Raw genomic sequence first — 16825 nt, forward strand, 5'->3', positions numbered from 1 at the left:
AATAGCCCGGGTTCTGGCAGTTGACAGTTCTACTTAATGGGGATCGTGGTGATGCGTATGGCTACAAGCCTGCTCTTCCCACCATTTGTGCTTCGTAGTTTTTCCAATCCCTGGGTTCATGCTATTAGTCGGGTCATTCGCCTTATAAAATTGTTTTAAGCTTTCTGGTGCTTCATACAAATGTCCGACATTATGTTCTGCCGGATATTGCGCCCCACGAGTACGCAATAATTCAAGCATTTGCTCTTTCAACGCATGGACATCAACCCCTTTCTTAACAATGTAATCCTGATGGAAAACATGGCACATAAAGTGGCCGTAATAGAGGCTGTGGCTGATTTGGCTGCTGATTTCTGGCGGTAATTGCTCGAACCACTGCTGGTCATTACGACGCAGGGCAATATCGAGCGCCAGAATATCCTCCACTTCGTTGGCATGTACGGCGTGATAACGCACTGCCGCACCGGCCGCTGCAAAACGGTGTAAAAAGGCTTTCGCCCCTTCGGTTGGTGTACAAACGAAAAAGCCACCTTCTGCCTGCTGGAAATAGCTCTCAAGCCAGTTACGGGCCTCACTAATCCCTTCGCCAGACATTTTCAACAGCAGATGGTGTTCGTATTTACCACGCCATTCTTTCATACGTGGTGGTAAGTGGCCTGGGCTCCAGCCGCTCAGGCGTTGTAATACGCGATCGGTGAAGTGGGGTTTTACAAACGGGACTTTTTCAATCCACGCATCGGTACGGCCTTTCAGGGTAAAGAACAGCGGCATTTTATCGGTGCCGAGTTTGTCGATCATCATGAAGGTGTCTTTGCCATACACTTCGGCAATATCGTAAATATCGCGGTGCATGTATTCGCCCGCCACCGGCAGGTTTTCAAAATTCGCCAGGATATGGCGGCGGATTTCGGTAAGCACTTCCGGTTTATTGGTGCCGATGTAGAACACTTCGTTTTGTTTTTCTGCCACAAAAGTGTCGAGGCGCACGGCGAATACCGCAAGCTTTCCGGCGCAGCCAGAGGCTTCAAACAGGCGGCTTGGGTCGGCGTTAAAGCGCGATGGGGTATCAGCATCTACATCACGTACACGCTCAGCGTAATCCTTATCGGAGGCCTGACGCTGGTCATGGAGCACATTTTCAGGTTTCACGCGCTCGTCATCGAGCTTGCCAAGGATCTGTTCCGGCGTCACACCCAGATCGATACCCAGATGGTTCACCAACGTTAATTTTCCTTGCTCATCAATGCGGGCGTATAGCGCCATTTCGGTATATGCCGGGCCACGTTTGACCAGAGAACCACCGGAATTATTACAAATCCCACCAATCACCGATGCGCCAATGCACGATGAGCCAATCACCGAATGAGGCTCACGACCCAATGGTTTTAGGGCTTTTTCCAGTTGATACAGGGTGCTTCCAGGGAAGGCCAACACCTGTTTTCCGCCATCTAACAGCTGCAATTTATCCAGACGTAGGGTGCTGATAATGACAATTTCACGGTCGTAATCGTTGCCATTTGGCGTTGAACCTTCCGTCAGACCGGTATTTGCGGCCTGCATCAGAATAATTTTGTCGGTGCTGACGCATGCGCTCAAAACACGCCATAACTCTAGTAACGTCCCGGGGAAAACGACCGCTAGCGCATCGCCCTGGCCGGAACGAAAACCTTTACGGTAACGCGCGGTTTTAGCCGCATCGGTTAAGACATGTTGGCTGCCAACCAGACGGTTTAGTTCAGTAATAAATGGGTTAGACATTGATCCACTCCTTGGGAAAATAGTGACGTCTTCAAGCATAGCTCGCAAATTGGTAATGAATCGTCTGAAACGCTCGGAAAATCAGCATTTAACACCGAGGCGACTCTTCTTACAGCAGTAACCTTGTGGCACACTGCACGTCTTATCACTTCGTGCGGCCCTATGTGGCGGCTTGAGCAAGAGAGTAATGTCGATGAAATGGCTCTGTTCTGTAAGTATTGCAGTTAGCCTTGCGCTGCAACCCGCGCTGGCTAACGAAATGTTTGGCCCACACCCGTTAACACCGGAAGCGCGTGACGCATTCGTCACTGATTTGCTGAAGAAAATGACCACCGATGAGAAAATCGGCCAGTTGCGCTTAATCAGTGTTGGACCAGATAACCCGAAAGAAGCCATTCGCGAGATGATCAAGGATGGGCAAGTCGGGGCGATATTCAATACCGTGACTCGTCATGACATTCGTACTATGCAAGACCAGGTGATGGATCTTAGCCGCCTGAAAATTCCATTATTCTTTGCTTACGATGTGGTCCACGGTCAACGTACGGTGTTCCCAATCAGCCTCGGTTTAGCCTCTTCGTTCAATCTGGACGCCGTGAAAACGGTGGGCCGCGTGTCTGCTTATGAAGCAGCAGACGATGGCCTGAACATGACATGGGCACCTATGGTGGATGTGTCGCGCGATCCACGTTGGGGCCGCGTCTCCGAAGGTTTTGGTGAGGATACTTATTTAACGTCAATTATGGGTCGTACCATGGTTGAAGCGATGCAGGGTAAAAGCCCGGCAGACCGTTACTCAGTCATGACCAGCGTGAAGCATTTCGCGGCATATGGCGCAGTGGAAGGCGGCAAAGAGTACAACACCGTTGATATGAGCCCGCAGCGCTTGTTCAACGATTATATGCCGCCATACAAAGCCGCACTGGATGCTGGCAGCGGTGGTGTGATGGTGGCACTCAACTCCCTTAACGGCACTCCGGCATCTTCCGACTCGTGGCTGCTTAAAGATCTTCTACGTGATGAGTGGAAATTTAAAGGCATTACCATTTCTGACCACGGTGCCATTAAAGAGCTGATTAAACATGGTGTGGCGAGCGATCCGAAAGATGCGGTGCGCGTAGCATTGAACTCTGGCATCAACATGAGTATGAGCGATGAGTACTACAGCAAATACTTACCGGAGCTGGTGAAAAGTGGTGCTGTACCCATGGCTGAACTCGATGATGCCGCGCGCCATGTGCTCAACGTGAAATACGATATGGGCTTGTTTAATGACCCGTACAGCCACTTAGGGCCGAAAGAATCCGACCCGCAAGATACCAACGCTGAAAGCCGTCTGCACCGTAAAGAAGCTCGCGAAGTGGCACGTGAAAGCATGGTGTTGCTGAAAAACCGCCTGGATGTATTGCCACTGAAAAAATCTGGCACTATCGCCGTGGTTGGCCCGCTGGCTGATAGCAAACGTGACATGATGGGGAGTTGGTCAGCTGCTGGTGTAGCCGATCAAACCATCACCGTACTTCAGGGCATCAAAAGTGCTGTAGGTGACAAAGCCAAAATCGTGGTTGCCAAAGGTGCTAACGTCACTGATGAAAAAGGCATCGTTGAGTTCCTCAACCAGTACGAGCCAGCCGTTACGGTTGATACCCGTTCTGCACAGGCGATGATCGATGAAGCGGTTAATACTGCGAAATCTGCTGATGTTGTTGTTGCTGTTGTTGGTGAAGCGCAAGGCATGGCGCACGAAGCCTCAAGCCGTACCGATCTGGTGCTGCCACAAAGTCAGCGTGATTTAATTGCCGCGTTGAAAGCGACCGGTAAACCGTTGGTGCTGGTGCTGATGAATGGCCGTCCACTGGCGCTGGTCAAAGAAGACCAACAGGCTGATGCGCTGCTGGAAGCCTGGTATAGCGGCACTGAAGGCGGTAATGCGGTGGCCGACATCCTGTTTGGCGATTACAACCCGTCAGGCAAATTGCCGATGTCCTTCCCGCGCTCTGTCGGGCAGATTCCAACGTACTACAGTCACCTGAACACTGGTCGCCCGTACAACCCGGAAAAACCAAACAAATATACATCTCGCTACTTTGATGAAGCCAACGGCCCACTGTATCCATTCGGTTACGGCCTGAGTTACACCACCTTTACCGTGTCTGACGTGAAAATGTCTGCACCAACTATGAAAGCAGACGGCAAAGTTGAGGCTTCTGTTGAGGTGAAAAACACTGGTGATCGCGAAGGAGAAACGGTGGTGCAGATGTATTTGCAGGATGTCACCGCATCGATGAGCCGCCCGGTCAAGGAGCTGAAAGGCTTTAAGAAAGTCTCACTCAAACCAGGTGAAACGCAGACTGTGACTTTCCCGATTGACGTAGAAGCATTGAAATTCTGGAATGCACAGATGAAACATGTTGCCGAGCCTGGCAAGTTTAATGTGTTTATCGGCCTGGATTCCGCTCGCGTGAAGCAGGGTGAGTTTGAGCTGAAGTAATTCTCTGGTCACACCTCCCATAAAGAGCCGGTTTTCCGGCTCTTTTCCAATTCTCACCACCTCGCTCCACCAACCTGCCAATTCTCGACTAAACTTTTGCGACTCCATGATTTTTAAGCAAAGAAAAACAGTGAGGAAGCACATGAACGTATCAGCGCGTTGGAGCATGGCGGGATTAGTCTTGCTGGCCGCAGGAGCACAAGCTGCGGAACCGGTGAAAGTGGGTTCAAAAATTGATACCGAAGGCTCACTGCTTGGCAATATCATTTTGCAGGTACTGGACAGCCACGGCGTCAAAACTGTGAATAAAGTGCAGCTAGGCACTACGCCGGTTGTCCGTGGGGCGATTACTGCGGGTGAGCTGGATATTTACCCGGAATATACCGGTAACGGGGCATTTTTCTTTAAAGATGAAAAAGACGCAGCCTGGAAAAACGCCCGGCAGGGTTATGAGAAAGTCAAAAAGCTTGATGCTGAAAAAAATCATCTGGTGTGGCTAACGCCTGCGCCGGCCAACAATACCTGGACCATCGCGGTGCGCAAAGATCTGGCCGAAAAAAACAAACTCACCTCGCTTGATGATCTCAGCGCTTATTTGAAAAAAGGCGGTGAATTCAAACTTGCGGCTTCCGCTGAATTTATCGAACGCTCCGATGCGCTTCCGGCCTTTGAAAAAGCCTATGGTTTTAAACTCGAACAGCCACAGTTGCTGTCTCTAGCCGGTGGTGATACCGCTGTTACGATTAAAGCTGCTGCTCAGCAAACCTCAGGTGTGAATGCGGCAATGGCCTATGGCACAGACGGCCCGGTGGCAGCACTGGGTTTGCAAACGTTAAGCGACCCGAAAGGCGTGCAGCCGATTTATGCTCCAACGCCGGTGGTGCGTGAAAGTGTGCTCAAGGCTTATCCTCAAATGGGCGAGTGGTTAAAACCGGTGTTTGCCTCCCTTGATGAGAAAACCCTGCAGCAGCTTAACGCCAGCATTGCAGTTGAAGGCCTGGATGCTAAAAAAGTGGCTGCTGATTACCTGAAGCAAAAAGGCTTCGTGAAGTAGGTCGCTGATCTTGTGGTGGATGCCGCTTACGCTAATCCACACTAAAGGTTGAAGTAGGTCGGATAAGCGCAAGCGTCATCCGGCAAGACAACAATTACAGGATGTCTGTTTGCTCAAAATTCATAATCGCGTCCTGTTACTGCTGGTGGTTTTACTGGTGGTAGCAGGCGCAGTTTTGCCATTTATCAACTTTGCACCCAACCGCCTGGTTTCCGGGGAATCTATCGCGCTTAGCCGGCTTCCTGAACATGTTGGTCTGATTCTCTCTCTTCCAGTACTTATTCTGGCATGCCTGACTCTGGCACCTTCCCGGCGACTGTCATTGATACTGACGTTTATTACGGGCGAGCTGTTGTTTATCGCCATGTTGTGGATGATGGGGCACACCGCTTCACAATTTGCTGCGCAAGGGAGTACGCTTGCGCGAACGTCTCCTGGTAGCGGATTATGGCTATCTTTAACTCTGTGCCTTCTGCTTTGTGCCGATACCATCAACCGCCTGACAACCAATGCGCTCTGGCGTTTACTGCTCAATATGCAGGTCTGGCTCATACCGATAGCTCTGCTGTGGAGCGGCTTTTTTTCCGACCTTTCACTGCTTAAAGAGTATGCCAACCGGCAGGATGTGTTTGATGACGCGTTGACTCGACATCTTGCTTTGCTGCTGGGCACGTTGTTCCCCGCGCTGTTAATCGGCGTGCCGTTGGGCGTGTTTTGCTATGCCCGTCCGGCCTGGCAGTCTTCGGTGTTCTCGGTGCTCAATGTCATTCAAACTGTGCCCTCGGTGGCACTGTTCGGGCTATTAATTGCGCCTCTGGCAGGACTTGTGAAGTTAGTTCCGTGGCTCGGCTCGCTAGGAGTGAGCGGGATTGGTGTGGCTCCAGCACTCATCGCACTGGTGTTATACGCTTTGCTGCCATTGGTGCGCGGTGTTGTCGCAGGTTTGCAGCACGTTCCACGCAATATTATTGAAAGTGCCGAGGGTATGGGGATGTCGCGCTGGCAGATTTTCTGGCAGGCCGAAGTGCCGCTGGCATTGCCAGTCTTGCTACGCAGTCTACGCGTAGTTTGCGTGCAAACCATTGGTATGACGGTGATTGCAGCGCTGATTGGTGCTGGTGGCTTTGGGGCGATTATCTTCCAGGGCTTACTCAGTAGTGCGTTGGATTTAGTCTTGCTCGGTGTGATCCCGGTTATTGCACTGGCAGTTATTCTCGACGCGCTTTTTAAACTGTTTATCTCATTACTTGAGGAAAAACAGCCATGATCGAATTTGAAAATGTCAGCAAGTTCTTCCAGGGCGAAGCCGCTGTAAGTGAGTTGACGCTTAACATCAAGGAAGGCGAATTTACGGTACTGATTGGCACTTCCGGTTCCGGGAAATCCACCACGCTGAAAATGATTAACCGCCTGGTAGAACATGATACCGGGCGCATTCGCTTCGCCGGAGAAGAGATCCGCAATTTTGACCCTAAAGCGCTACGCCGCCGTATGGGGTACGCGATTCAGTCTATTGGGTTGTTCCCTCACTGGAGCGTTGCGCAGAACATTGCCACCGTTCCGCAACTGCTCAAATGGCCGAAAGCACGTATCAGTTCGCGTATTGACGAATTGCTTGCTTTGCTCGGTCTGGAAGCTGAGCAATTTCGTGACCGTTACCCACATCAACTTTCAGGCGGACAACAACAACGTGTGGGTGTCGCGCGGGCGCTGGCGGCCGACCCGGAAGTGCTACTGATGGATGAGCCGTTTGGGGCGTTAGACCCGGTAACACGCGGCGCGCTTCAGCAAGAGATTATTCGCATCCACCAACTGCTTGGACGCACCATTGTGCTGGTTACGCATGATATCGACGAAGCGCTGACGCTTGCTGACCGCATTGTGTTAATGGATGGGGGAAAGGTGATTCAGCAAGGTACGCCGCTGGAGTTGTTAACTCACCCGGCGACAGATTTTGTACGTGACTTCTTTGGTCGCAGCGAGTCAGGTGTGCGCTTGTTATCGTTGCGCCAGGTTGCAGATCGCGTACGAACACAGGAACGTTTAGAGGGCGAACCGATCAGTGAAACGATCACTCTGCGTGAGGCACTATCGCTGTTTGTTGACCGCCAGTGCCAACAGTTGCCGGTAGTAAATCAGCAAGGCGAACCCTGTGGCGTACTGCATTTTAGTGATTTAGTGCGCGGTGAAGAGCTACGAGGTGAAAATGCGCCTGTTACGTGATCCGTTACTGTGGTTGATTGCTCTCTTTATCGCACTGCTGGTGGTGATGCCATACAGTAGCTCATTGTTCAGTTGGCTGTTTCCAGAACTGGAAAGGCCGCTTTATCAACAAGATAGTTTTATTGCGCTGGCGTTAAAGCACTTCATGCTGGTTGGGGTTTCAAGCGTAGTGGCGATTGTTATTGGTATGGGGCTTGGCATTGCAGTGACGCGGCCTGCGGGGCTGGAATTTCGATCTCTGGTTGAAACCATCGCTGCCGCCGGGCAAACATTCCCGCCCGTAGCGGTGTTGGCGATAGCCGTGCCGGTGATGGGGTTTGGCCAGCAGCCTGCGATTATCGCCCTGGTGCTATACGGCTTGCTGCCTATTTTACAGGGAACACTGGCTGGAATTGGCTCAGTGCCGGAAGCAACCAAAGAGATTGCGTTGGGCGCCGGTATGAGCCGCTGGCAGATGTTGAGAAAAGTTGAGTTGCCACTGGCAGCACCGGTGATTCTGGCAGGGATTCGCACTTCGGTGATTATTAATATCGGGACTGCGGCGATTGCATCAACCGTTGGTGCCAGCACTTTAGGCTCGCCGATAATCATTGGCTTGAGCGGTTTTAACACCGCCTATGTTATTCAGGGGGCTGTGCTGGTCGCGATGGCGGCAATTGTTATTGACCGCCTGTTTGAACGTCTTTTGCGCTACATCACGCGTTATGAAGGATGACGATATAACCCATCAGCATCACGCCGCCAATTCCGCCGATAGCCATTACCAGCATGCCGCCCACCAAGGCTATTTTACTTAGTTTCATCTTTATGTCCGCTCCATACGTTACGCAGGCGATTATAAGATGAAGCGGGCTTGTTAATGAACTATTAACTTTGCCTTATGCGCGTTCGGTCGACTGCCCGTTGCTCATCAGTGGGAAAATTTGCAGTCCTGCACAGCGCCAAAGCTCCAGTTGGTCGAGCTGATGGGTGGTCGGTGTATCGCCACACCACACCAGCAATGTCTGATGAGCAAAAAGCTCAGGTCGCAGTTGATGGAGCGGATGGGCCAGAACATCAATACGCCAACCTTGCTGGATTGCCATCCATGCAGCCATCCACAAGCGCGTGGTATCCGGCGTGTCCCAACCCACCAATAACGCATCTTTTCCGCTGCGTTTACGCGCCGACGCGAGGCATAGCGCAATGTAGTTGATCAGTGCGCCGTCCAGTAGGCTAAGCAGGGTGTTCAATGTGACTTGATGGCATTGCAGGCGGCGGCGAAGGGGAGTGTAAAGCTGGTGAACGAGGGTTTCTGCGGGATAATCACGGCCAATGTCAGCCATCCAGGTACGTAATCGGTTCGGGCTGCCGCTTTGCAAATGGTGGAGCAGCAGTTCCTGGCGCTCACGCCAGCCGCTTTCCAGATCCTGAAGCTCGCAGCCCAATAAGGCTTTCACCTTGCCGACCTGAACGCCGTTTTCAATCCAGCGTTTGATTTCACGGATACGTTCGATGTCGTCATCGTCAAACAAGCGATGCCCGCCATCCGTGCGCTGAGGTTTTAATAACCCATAACGTCGTTGCCAGGCACGCAACGTCACGGGGTTAATATCGCAAAGCACAGCCACTTCACCGATGGTATAAAGCGCCATGTTATCCCCACAATCTGCTCGGGAAGCCCCCGTATAAATGTAGTCAGTGGCGATAATTTTGGTGAACTATTTATACCCTTCATACTTCAAGACGCATCTTTGCTGACTGCGTTCACTCGCCCGAATCACTTACTGATGTAAGCTCATCGGGACTCGTTTTCTTGCCGCCGCGATGCAACTCGAATTATTTTGGGTATATACCCTTCATACTTCAAGACGCATCTTTGTTGGCTGCGTTCACTCGCCCGAATCACTTACTGATGTAAGCTCATCGGGACTCGTTTTCTTGCCGCCGCGATGCAACTCGAATTGTTTTGGGTATATACCCTTCATACTTCAAACCGCATCTTTGCTGACAGCGTTCACTCGCCCGAATCACTTACTGATGTAAGTTCATCGGGACTCGTTTTCTTGCCGCCGCGATGCAACTCGAATTATTTTGGGCATATACCCTTCATACTTCAAGCCGCATCTTTGCTAACTGCGTTCACTCGCCCGAATCACTTACTGATGTAAGCTCATCGGGACTCACTATCTTACTGCCTTGATTCAACTCGAATTATCTAAGGTATAGATCTGTCGTTAAGTCATTGGATCAGATTTAGTCGTCGAAATACCAGTAGCCCTGATTAACCAGCTCAGTCAGTACGTTAACAAATTCCGGATTCTCTAACGCGTCGCCGAGTTCTGTTTGACCAAGGGTGGTGTAACGGCACAATGCATCCGCTGCTGCCGGGACAGGCGCTTCCATTGCTTCGCTATTGACGAAGAACTCACCGTCAACATTCAGCACGCGTAAACCGCTCAGACGTGTCAGGTTTTCGCCACCCATTAACGCATCAAGGATTTCATCTTGCTGATATGGCGGCTCTGCGGGGGCAACATCCAGTTCGTGGCGCGGTGTGGTAACAAAGCGGCCGAACCACTGCTTGAAATCTTCCGGCTGGCTGATGACTTCCATCATCATGTCACGCAGGCGATTAAGTTCGTAGCCTTCAACTTTGCCAGGATGTTCGCGAACGGTTAAGTCAGGATCGCTGTAGTGCTCACCACCCAGATCGTTTTCCAACGCGTAATCAGCAAAACTACTGATCAAATCACGGCCATTTGGCCCACGGAAACCGACGGAATAGTTGAGTGCAGTTTCGTGAGTGAAACCATCATGTGGGAAGCCCGGTGGAATATACAGAATATCGCCACGTTCCAGGTCTTGATCAATGATTGGCTCGAACGGATCAACATGCAACAACGCAGGATGTGGGCAGAACTGGCGCATTGGCAGTTTGTCACCCACGCGCCAGCGACGGCTACCCATTCCCTGAATAATAAACACATCGTATTGATCGATATGGGGTCCAACACCGCCGCCAGGTACGGAGAAAGAGATCATCAGATCGTCTAAACGCCAGTCTGGCAATACGCGGAACGGGCGCACCAGTTCAGCAGATGGTGCATGCCAGTGGTTAACGGCTTGCGCCAGCAATGACCAACCAGTATCACCGAGGTTGTCAAAATGCTCGAAAGGACCGTTGGCGGCCTGCCATTGACCATTAGTATGGCTGACCAGTCGGCTATCCACCTCTGCTTCCATGGCAAGACCGGCTAATTCATCCGGAGTAATCGGATCGACAAAATCAGGAAACGCATTTTTTAAGATGACCGGCTTTTTTTGCCAGTATTTTTCTAAGAATTCAGGCCAGTCTAAATTAAGTTGATAATCCATTTTTTGATACCAGTGGAGGATAAACGGGCTCGATTATAGAGAAGGTACGCCGCAGACCGCCTTGTCATGAGTCAAGGCTTGCTCACAGTGGTTGCGAAAAAACAATACAGCCTGGCTTTAAAAAGTGGGACAATAGTGGCTGTTTATACAGTAAAAGTGGTTTTTATGGCCTTGTCCTCCGCTCAAAAAGAGCAAATCGCCGCCTGGTATAAGGCGCTACAGCAGCAGATCCCAGACTTTATTCCGCGCTCTCCGCAACGGCAAATGATTGCCGAAGTGGCGAAAACGCTCGCGGGTGAAGCAGGGCGTCATCTGGCGATTGAGGCTCCAACTGGCGTGGGAAAAACGCTTTCATACCTGATCCCCGGTATCGCTATTGCACGCGGCGAGCAAAAAACGCTGGTAGTCAGCACCGCGAACGTTGCTCTTCAGGATCAAATCTTCAGCAAAGATTTGCCGCTGTTGCGCAAAATTATTCCCGACCTGAAATTTACCGCAGCATTTGGTCGTGGGCGTTACGTTTGCCCGCGCAACCTTGCAGCCCTTGCGACGGACAATGCCTCACAGGGCGATCTGCTGGCATTTCTCGAAGATGAAATGGCGCCAACCAGCAAAGATGAACAGCAGCGTTGCGTAAAACTGAAGACCGATCTAGATGCCTACAAATGGGATGGGTTACGTGACCACACTTCGCAAAATATTGATGATGATCTCTGGCGGCGCCTGAGCACTGATAAAGCAAGTTGCCTGGGGCGTAATTGCCACTGGTATCGTGAATGTCCGTTCTTTGTGGCGCGACGTGAAATAGACGATGCTGAAGTGGTGGTCGCCAACCACGCGCTGGTCATGGCCGCGATGGAAAGTGACGCGGTTCTACCGGAAGCAAAAAACCTGTTGCTGATTTTAGATGAAGGCCACCATCTGCCGGATGTGGCTCGCGATGCGCTGGAAATGAGCGCCGAGGTCACCCCCGGTTACAGCCGCTTGCAGTTTGATCTGTTCACCAAACTGGTCGAAACCTGCATGGCTCAGTTCCGCCCGAAAAGCCCGCCACCACTGACGAATCCTGAACGCCTGACCAATCATTGCGATGAAATTCATGAACTGCTGAGTTCGTTTAGCAACATCGTTTCGTTGTGGTTACCCGGCGAGCATGAAGCTGAACATCGCTTTGAAATGGGCATTCTGCCCGAAGAAATCATGGTGATTTGCAAGCGACTGGCGAAGCTGATGGAAGGATTGCGCAGTCTGTCTGAGGCCTTGCTGAACGATCTCGGTGAAAAAACCGGAACACACGATATTGTACGTTTGCACCGCTCACTTTTGCACATGAACCGTGCGTTAGGCTATTTCGAAACGCAGAGCAAACTGTGGCGGCTTTCAGCAATGGAGCAGGCATCGGGAGCGCCTGTGTCGAAATGGGTGACGCGTGAAATCCGCGAAGGGCAGCCGCATCTGTATTTCCATTGTGTGGGAATTCGTGTGTGTGATCAGTTAGAAAAACTGGTCTGGCGCAACGTTCCGCATGTGATTGTGACTTCCGCAACGTTGCGCTCGCTGAATAAATTCGACCGTCTGCAAGAGATGAGTGGGTTGGATGAAGATGCGGGTGACAGATTTATTGCGCTGGACTCGCCATTCAACCATGTCGAGCAAGGGAAACTGGTGATTCCGCAGTTAACGGTTGAGCCGACCATGGAAAACGAAGCTCAACATTTGGCTGAAATGGCGGCATTTTTCCGTGCTGAACTGGCAAAAGGTGAGCATAAAGGCATGCTGGTGCTATTTGCCAGCAACCGTGCAATGCAGGTATTCCTGACGCATGTCACCGATTTGCGCCTGACATTACTGGTGCAAGGGGATATGCCACGTTACAGGCTGGTGGAGCTGCACCGTAAACGCGTCGAGCAGGGCGAAACCAGCGTGCTGGTTGGTTTACAATCTTTTGCTGAAGGGCTTGATTTAAAGGGTGATTTACTCAGTCAGGTACATATCCATAAAATCGCTTTCCCGCCTATCGACAGCCCAGTGGTGCTCACTGAGGGTGAATGGTTAAAAACCCTGAAACGCTATCCTTTTGAAGTGCAGAGCTTACCAAGTGCATCATTTAATCTTATTCAACAAGTTGGGCGTTTAATTCGTAGTCATGGCTGTTATGGTGAGGTAGTGATTTATGACCGCCGCCTGTTGACCAAAAATTATGGTCAACGTTTACTGGGTGCGTTACCGGTGTTTCCAATCAGCCAACCCGAGGCGTCAGCAGCTAAACTGATTGATACCACGCCGAAAAAGACGGTACGGCGCAAACGTGTGAGCAAGAAATAGAAAGGAGAATCTGAGTGGATTACCGTAAGATCATTAAAGAAGTCGGGCGCGGTAAGAACCATGCTCGCGATCTGGATTTTGACACCGCTCGTGGCTTATATGCCCACATGCTCAGAGGTGAAGTACCAGAACTGGAGTTGGGTGGGGTACTGATTGCATTGCGAATCAAAGGGGAAGGCGAGGCGGAAATGCTCGGTTTCTATGACGCGATGAAGCACCACATGATTTCTCTTACGCCTCCAGCCAACAAACCGATGCCAATTGTTATCCCCTCTTACAATGGTGCTCGCAAACAAGCGAACCTCACGCCATTGCTAGCTATCTTGCTTAATCGCCTTGGATTTCCGGTGGTTGTGCATGGGGTTAGTCACGATCCAACGCGTGTATTAACGGAAACCATTTTTACACTGATGGGCATTGAACCAACGTTACATGCGGGTCAGGCGCAAGCCAAACTGGAATCCCATCACCCGGTTTATATTCCTGTCAGTGCGCTTTGCCCTCCGATGGAAGATCAGCTCGCAATGCGCTGGCGTATGGGGGTTCGTAACAGCGCGCACACACTTGCCAAACTGGCGACCCCATTTGAAGAAGATGCCGCATTGCGTCTTGCCAGTGTTTCCCATCCTGAATATGTCCCGAAAGTCGCAAAATTCTTTGCCGATATTGGCGGCCGTGGCTTGCTGATGCATGGAACCGAAGGGGAAGTGTACGCGAATCCGCAACGCTGCCCACAGATTACACTTATCGACAGCTTCGGCTCGCGTGTAGTGAGTGAGCGCCAGACGGAAGTCAGCGACAAGGAAGTGGTTCTGCCTGTTGGAAAAGATCCGGAAGTGACCGCCCGCTGGATTGAGCGTTGCGTTGCAGGTGTTGAACCCGTACCGCAGTCATTAAAAACACAGATGGCATGTTGTCTTGTCGCAACGGGGGAAGCTTTGACATATGAGGAAGGTTTAGCCCGCGTTAATCAGGTCTTCTGATTAACGGCAGTTTGACGGAAAAATGACAAAAAAAGCCCGCGATAAATGGTCGCGGGCAACAAGGGTTATAACAGAGTCAAACAGGGTGGAGCAGAGCTCCAAAATGAGGGTGTATCAGGTATTGCTCGGGCTACACAAAATAATTCCAGTTGCAATCAACGCGTCTGCAACTTGAAGTATGACGTGTAACTACTTGTAGATAACCGCAGTGCCGCTCATCTTGCCGTTAGTGTTAGCTGAAGTGATGGAATACGCACTTGCACCAGCTTCTTGTGCTTTTGCAGCCAGTTTGGCTTCCAGTCCATCCAGAGTTGTTGCACCAACCGCTGAAACCACACCCACTTTATTTAAGTTCTGAGCTTCAGATGGGTTGATGGATTGTGCAGCGAAAGCACCGAAAGAAAGAGTAGAAAGGGCGATGGCTGCTACAGCATATTTGATGGTTTTCATAATTAATTCTCGCAGGTTATTCTGTTTAAGGTGACGTTGTTCCGTCGATGTGATTATGGTCACACTTTTAAGCAGAATAATAAATCGAATAGAATTGACCACCTTATTCAAAATTTTTGAAGCTAATGTAACTCATTGAAATGAGTAATGATTAGCACGCGAATTATCATCCGTATTTTTGTGACACAGATCCCGCTTCGCTTTTCGCATCTTTTGCTACTTTTTTTCATAAGATAGAACAGGTCTGGCCTGCAATCGCTTGCGCGTTCTTTTTACGAATGAAGAAATAAAAAACGGCCCGAAAGCCGTTTTTTATTTAGGGTTTACATCAATCCCAGAAGTTTAGGAATAAACAGGGAAATTTCCGGGATGTAGGTAATCATCATTAATGAGACGAATAGGGCTGCGTAGAAGGGTAACAGTGGTTTGATAAGGTTCTGAATTTTAACTCCAGTGATGGAGCAGCCAACAAACAGCGCACTACCCACCGGCGGCGTCAACAGGCCGACACAAAGGTTTGCCACCATCATGATGCCGAAATGAACCGGGTCCATACCCAACTCCTGGGCAATCGGCAGGAAGATTGGTGTGAAAATCAATACCGCGGGAGTCATGTCCATAAAGATGCCGACAATCAGCAGGACGATGTTGATAAGCAGCAGAATAATCAGTGGATTATCTGAAATGCCCATTAACGTGTCGCTAATCATGTACGGAATATCGGCGTTGGTCATTGCCCAGGACATGCCAACGGAAAAGCCAATTAGTAACAGTACAATTGATGTCGTGACGACGGAATCAAGGATGAGTTTTGGTAAATCGCGCCATTTCACTTCACGGTAAATAAGAACCGAAAGCACAAAGGTGTAAACCACAGCGATTGCCGATGCTTCTGTTGCAGTAAATACCCCGCCCAGAATCCCACCCATGACGATAATCACCAGCAATAAACTTGGCAGCGCATCAAGAAACGCTTTTGCCGCCATCGCGCAGGTAGGGCGTGCTGATACAGGGTAACCGCGTCGTTTGGAAATAATCCAGCAGACCAGCATGATCGACAGGCCCATTAATATGCCAGGCAAATAACCGGCCATAAACAGCGAAGCGACCGATACGCCACCCGCAGTGAGTGAAAAGACAATCAGAACGTTAGACGGTGGGATCAGTAGCCCGGTAATGCAGGATGACACGTTAACCGCAGTCGAGAATGCCGGATCGTAACCCTCTTTGTTTTGAATTGGCGAAAGCGTGCCGCCAACGGCAGCAGCAGCTGCAACAGCTGAACCGGAAATAGAACCAAACATCATGTTTGCCAGTACGTTAACGTGGCCCAATGAACCCGGAATACGACCAACCATAATCTGCGCCAGATTAATTAAGCGTATAGCTATTCCCCCGCTGTTCATCAGGGTTCCGGCAAAGATAAAGAATGGAATGGCCAGCAACGCGAAGTTATCCAGCCCGTTCGCCAGACGCTGGGAAACGGTGATGATAGCGACATCCCATGGGAACATGATTAGCATTGAGCTGACGGTGGCGATCCCAATTGCAAATGAGATAGGAACCCCGATAAACACCAGAACGAAGAAGGCGCCAAATAAGGTGAGGGCGATATACGTTTCCATTATTGACCCTCTTTGCTGATTAATGACTGAGCATCAGTCAGGATAAAATAGAGTGAATAAAACATCATGATTGCTCCACTTAACGGCAGCACGATATAGACATATCCCATCGGGATTTGTAGTGCCGCAGAGAGCTGTGCAGTGGCTAATGTTTTTTCAATAAGCTTCAACCCTCCATTGACGATAACCATCCCTGAAAACAGAAGAATCAATGCATTGATGAGAATGCCAAGCAGTGGCTTTTTGTTGTCCGGCAACATCATGGCAAGAAAATCAATCGAAAGGTGACGTTGTGCACCTACCGTATATGATGCACCCAATAGACCGACCCATATCATCAGAAAACGCGCCAGTTCATCTGTGAGTGTGCTGGGTTGGTTGAGTACATAGCGGCTGAAAACTTGCCACACCACGCACAGAACCAGAGCGATCATCACCAACACCGAAAAAGTGGCAATAGTCCGGTCTACCGCAAGCTTTATGGGCTTAAGTATCATTTTTACATACCTGAGAAAATTAACTGTTCCTGAGCGGGTGAAATTGCTTCACCCGCAGATAC

The 16825-nt window shown here is 50.4% G+C and carries 14 protein-coding genes; 7 read left to right on the plus strand and 7 right to left on the minus strand.

Features of this window, described 5'->3' with window-relative positions; genetic code table 11:
* Positions 1–33 precede the first annotated feature (33 nt).
* Entirely contained in the window at positions 34–1758 is a 1725-nt protein-coding gene (gene dld, locus M979_RS02600) for a D-lactate dehydrogenase (RefSeq protein WP_064553573.1), read from the minus strand.
* Positions 1759–1951: 193 nt separating this feature from the next.
* Here dld and bglX point away from each other — a divergent pair, with 193 nt between their 5' ends.
* The 5 genes from bglX (at position 1952) to M979_RS02625 (ending at position 8241) form a co-directional block, all read left to right on the plus strand.
* Positions 1952–4249 (plus strand): beta-glucosidase BglX, encoded by a 2298-nt coding sequence (gene bglX / locus M979_RS02605; RefSeq protein ID WP_064553766.1) that lies wholly within the window; start codon positions 1952–1954, stop codon positions 4247–4249.
* 142 nt (positions 4250–4391) lie between these two features.
* Positions 4392–5303, plus strand: a complete 912-nt coding sequence (osmF, locus tag M979_RS02610) for a glycine betaine ABC transporter substrate-binding protein OsmF (RefSeq protein ID WP_064553575.1) — start codon at positions 4392–4394, stop codon at positions 5301–5303.
* A 109-nt stretch (positions 5304–5412) separates the two neighbouring features.
* Positions 5413–6570: an ABC transporter permease gene (locus M979_RS02615; RefSeq protein WP_064553577.1), complete on the plus strand. Its 1158-nt coding sequence runs from the start codon at positions 5413–5415 to the stop codon at positions 6568–6570.
* Entirely contained in the window at positions 6567–7526 is a 960-nt protein-coding gene (locus M979_RS02620; RefSeq protein ID WP_064553579.1) for an ABC transporter ATP-binding protein, read from the plus strand. Before M979_RS02615 ends, M979_RS02620 begins: the two co-directional genes overlap by 4 nt.
* Entirely contained in the window at positions 7510–8241 is a 732-nt protein-coding gene (locus M979_RS02625; protein ID WP_034456490.1) for an ABC transporter permease, read from the plus strand. Before M979_RS02620 ends, M979_RS02625 begins: the two co-directional genes overlap by 17 nt.
* Here M979_RS02625 and M979_RS23715 read toward each other — a convergent pair.
* The 3 genes from M979_RS23715 to M979_RS02635 all read right to left on the minus strand — a co-directional run bounded on the left by M979_RS23715 (position 8222) and on the right by M979_RS02635 (position 10883).
* Positions 8222–8329: a membrane protein gene (locus M979_RS23715; RefSeq protein ID WP_034456488.1), complete on the minus strand. Its 108-nt coding sequence runs from the start codon at positions 8327–8329 to the stop codon at positions 8222–8224. The two genes, M979_RS02625 and M979_RS23715, sit on opposite strands and share 20 nt — an antisense overlap.
* Positions 8330–8404: 75 nt before the next feature.
* The gene (locus M979_RS02630; protein ID WP_064553581.1) at positions 8405–9160 is read right to left on the minus strand and encodes a MerR family transcriptional regulator; all 756 of its coding nucleotides are present in this window, start codon (positions 9158–9160) and stop codon (positions 8405–8407) included.
* Positions 9161–9761: 601 nt separating this feature from the next.
* Positions 9762–10883, minus strand: a complete 1122-nt coding sequence (locus M979_RS02635) for a ribosomal protein uL16 3-hydroxylase (RefSeq protein ID WP_064553583.1) — start codon at positions 10881–10883, stop codon at positions 9762–9764.
* Between the two features lie 165 nt (positions 10884–11048).
* On the opposite strand from M979_RS02635, the gene dinG reads away from it, so the two are divergent.
* Complete coding sequence (gene dinG, locus M979_RS02640; protein ID WP_064553768.1) at positions 11049–13208, plus strand: ATP-dependent DNA helicase DinG; 2160 nt, start codon at positions 11049–11051, stop codon at positions 13206–13208.
* Positions 13209–13222: 14 nt separating this feature from the next.
* Entirely contained in the window at positions 13223–14191 is a 969-nt protein-coding gene (gene ybiB / locus M979_RS02645; RefSeq protein WP_064553585.1) for a DNA-binding protein YbiB, read from the plus strand.
* A gap of 189 nt (positions 14192–14380) precedes the next feature.
* On the opposite strand, the gene ybiJ is transcribed toward ybiB, so the two are convergent.
* The 3 genes from ybiJ to M979_RS02660 form a co-directional block, all read right to left on the minus strand.
* The gene (gene ybiJ, locus M979_RS02650) at positions 14381–14641 is read right to left on the minus strand and encodes a DUF1471 family protein YbiJ (protein ID WP_034456483.1); all 261 of its coding nucleotides are present in this window, start codon (positions 14639–14641) and stop codon (positions 14381–14383) included.
* 323 nt (positions 14642–14964) lie between these two features.
* Positions 14965–16266, minus strand: coding sequence for a TRAP transporter large permease (locus M979_RS02655; protein ID WP_034456482.1), 1302 nt, complete (start codon positions 16264–16266; stop codon positions 14965–14967).
* Positions 16266–16763: a TRAP transporter small permease gene (locus tag M979_RS02660; protein ID WP_034456481.1), complete on the minus strand. Its 498-nt coding sequence runs from the start codon at positions 16761–16763 to the stop codon at positions 16266–16268. The genes M979_RS02655 and M979_RS02660 overlap by 1 nt, the downstream gene beginning before the upstream one ends.
* Between the last annotated feature and the right edge of the window lie 62 nt (positions 16764–16825).

Origin of the sequence: Buttiauxella noackiae ATCC 51607 (genome assembly GCF_001654865.1) — a bacterium.
GTDB lineage: Bacteria > Pseudomonadota > Gammaproteobacteria > Enterobacterales > Enterobacteriaceae > Buttiauxella > Buttiauxella noackiae.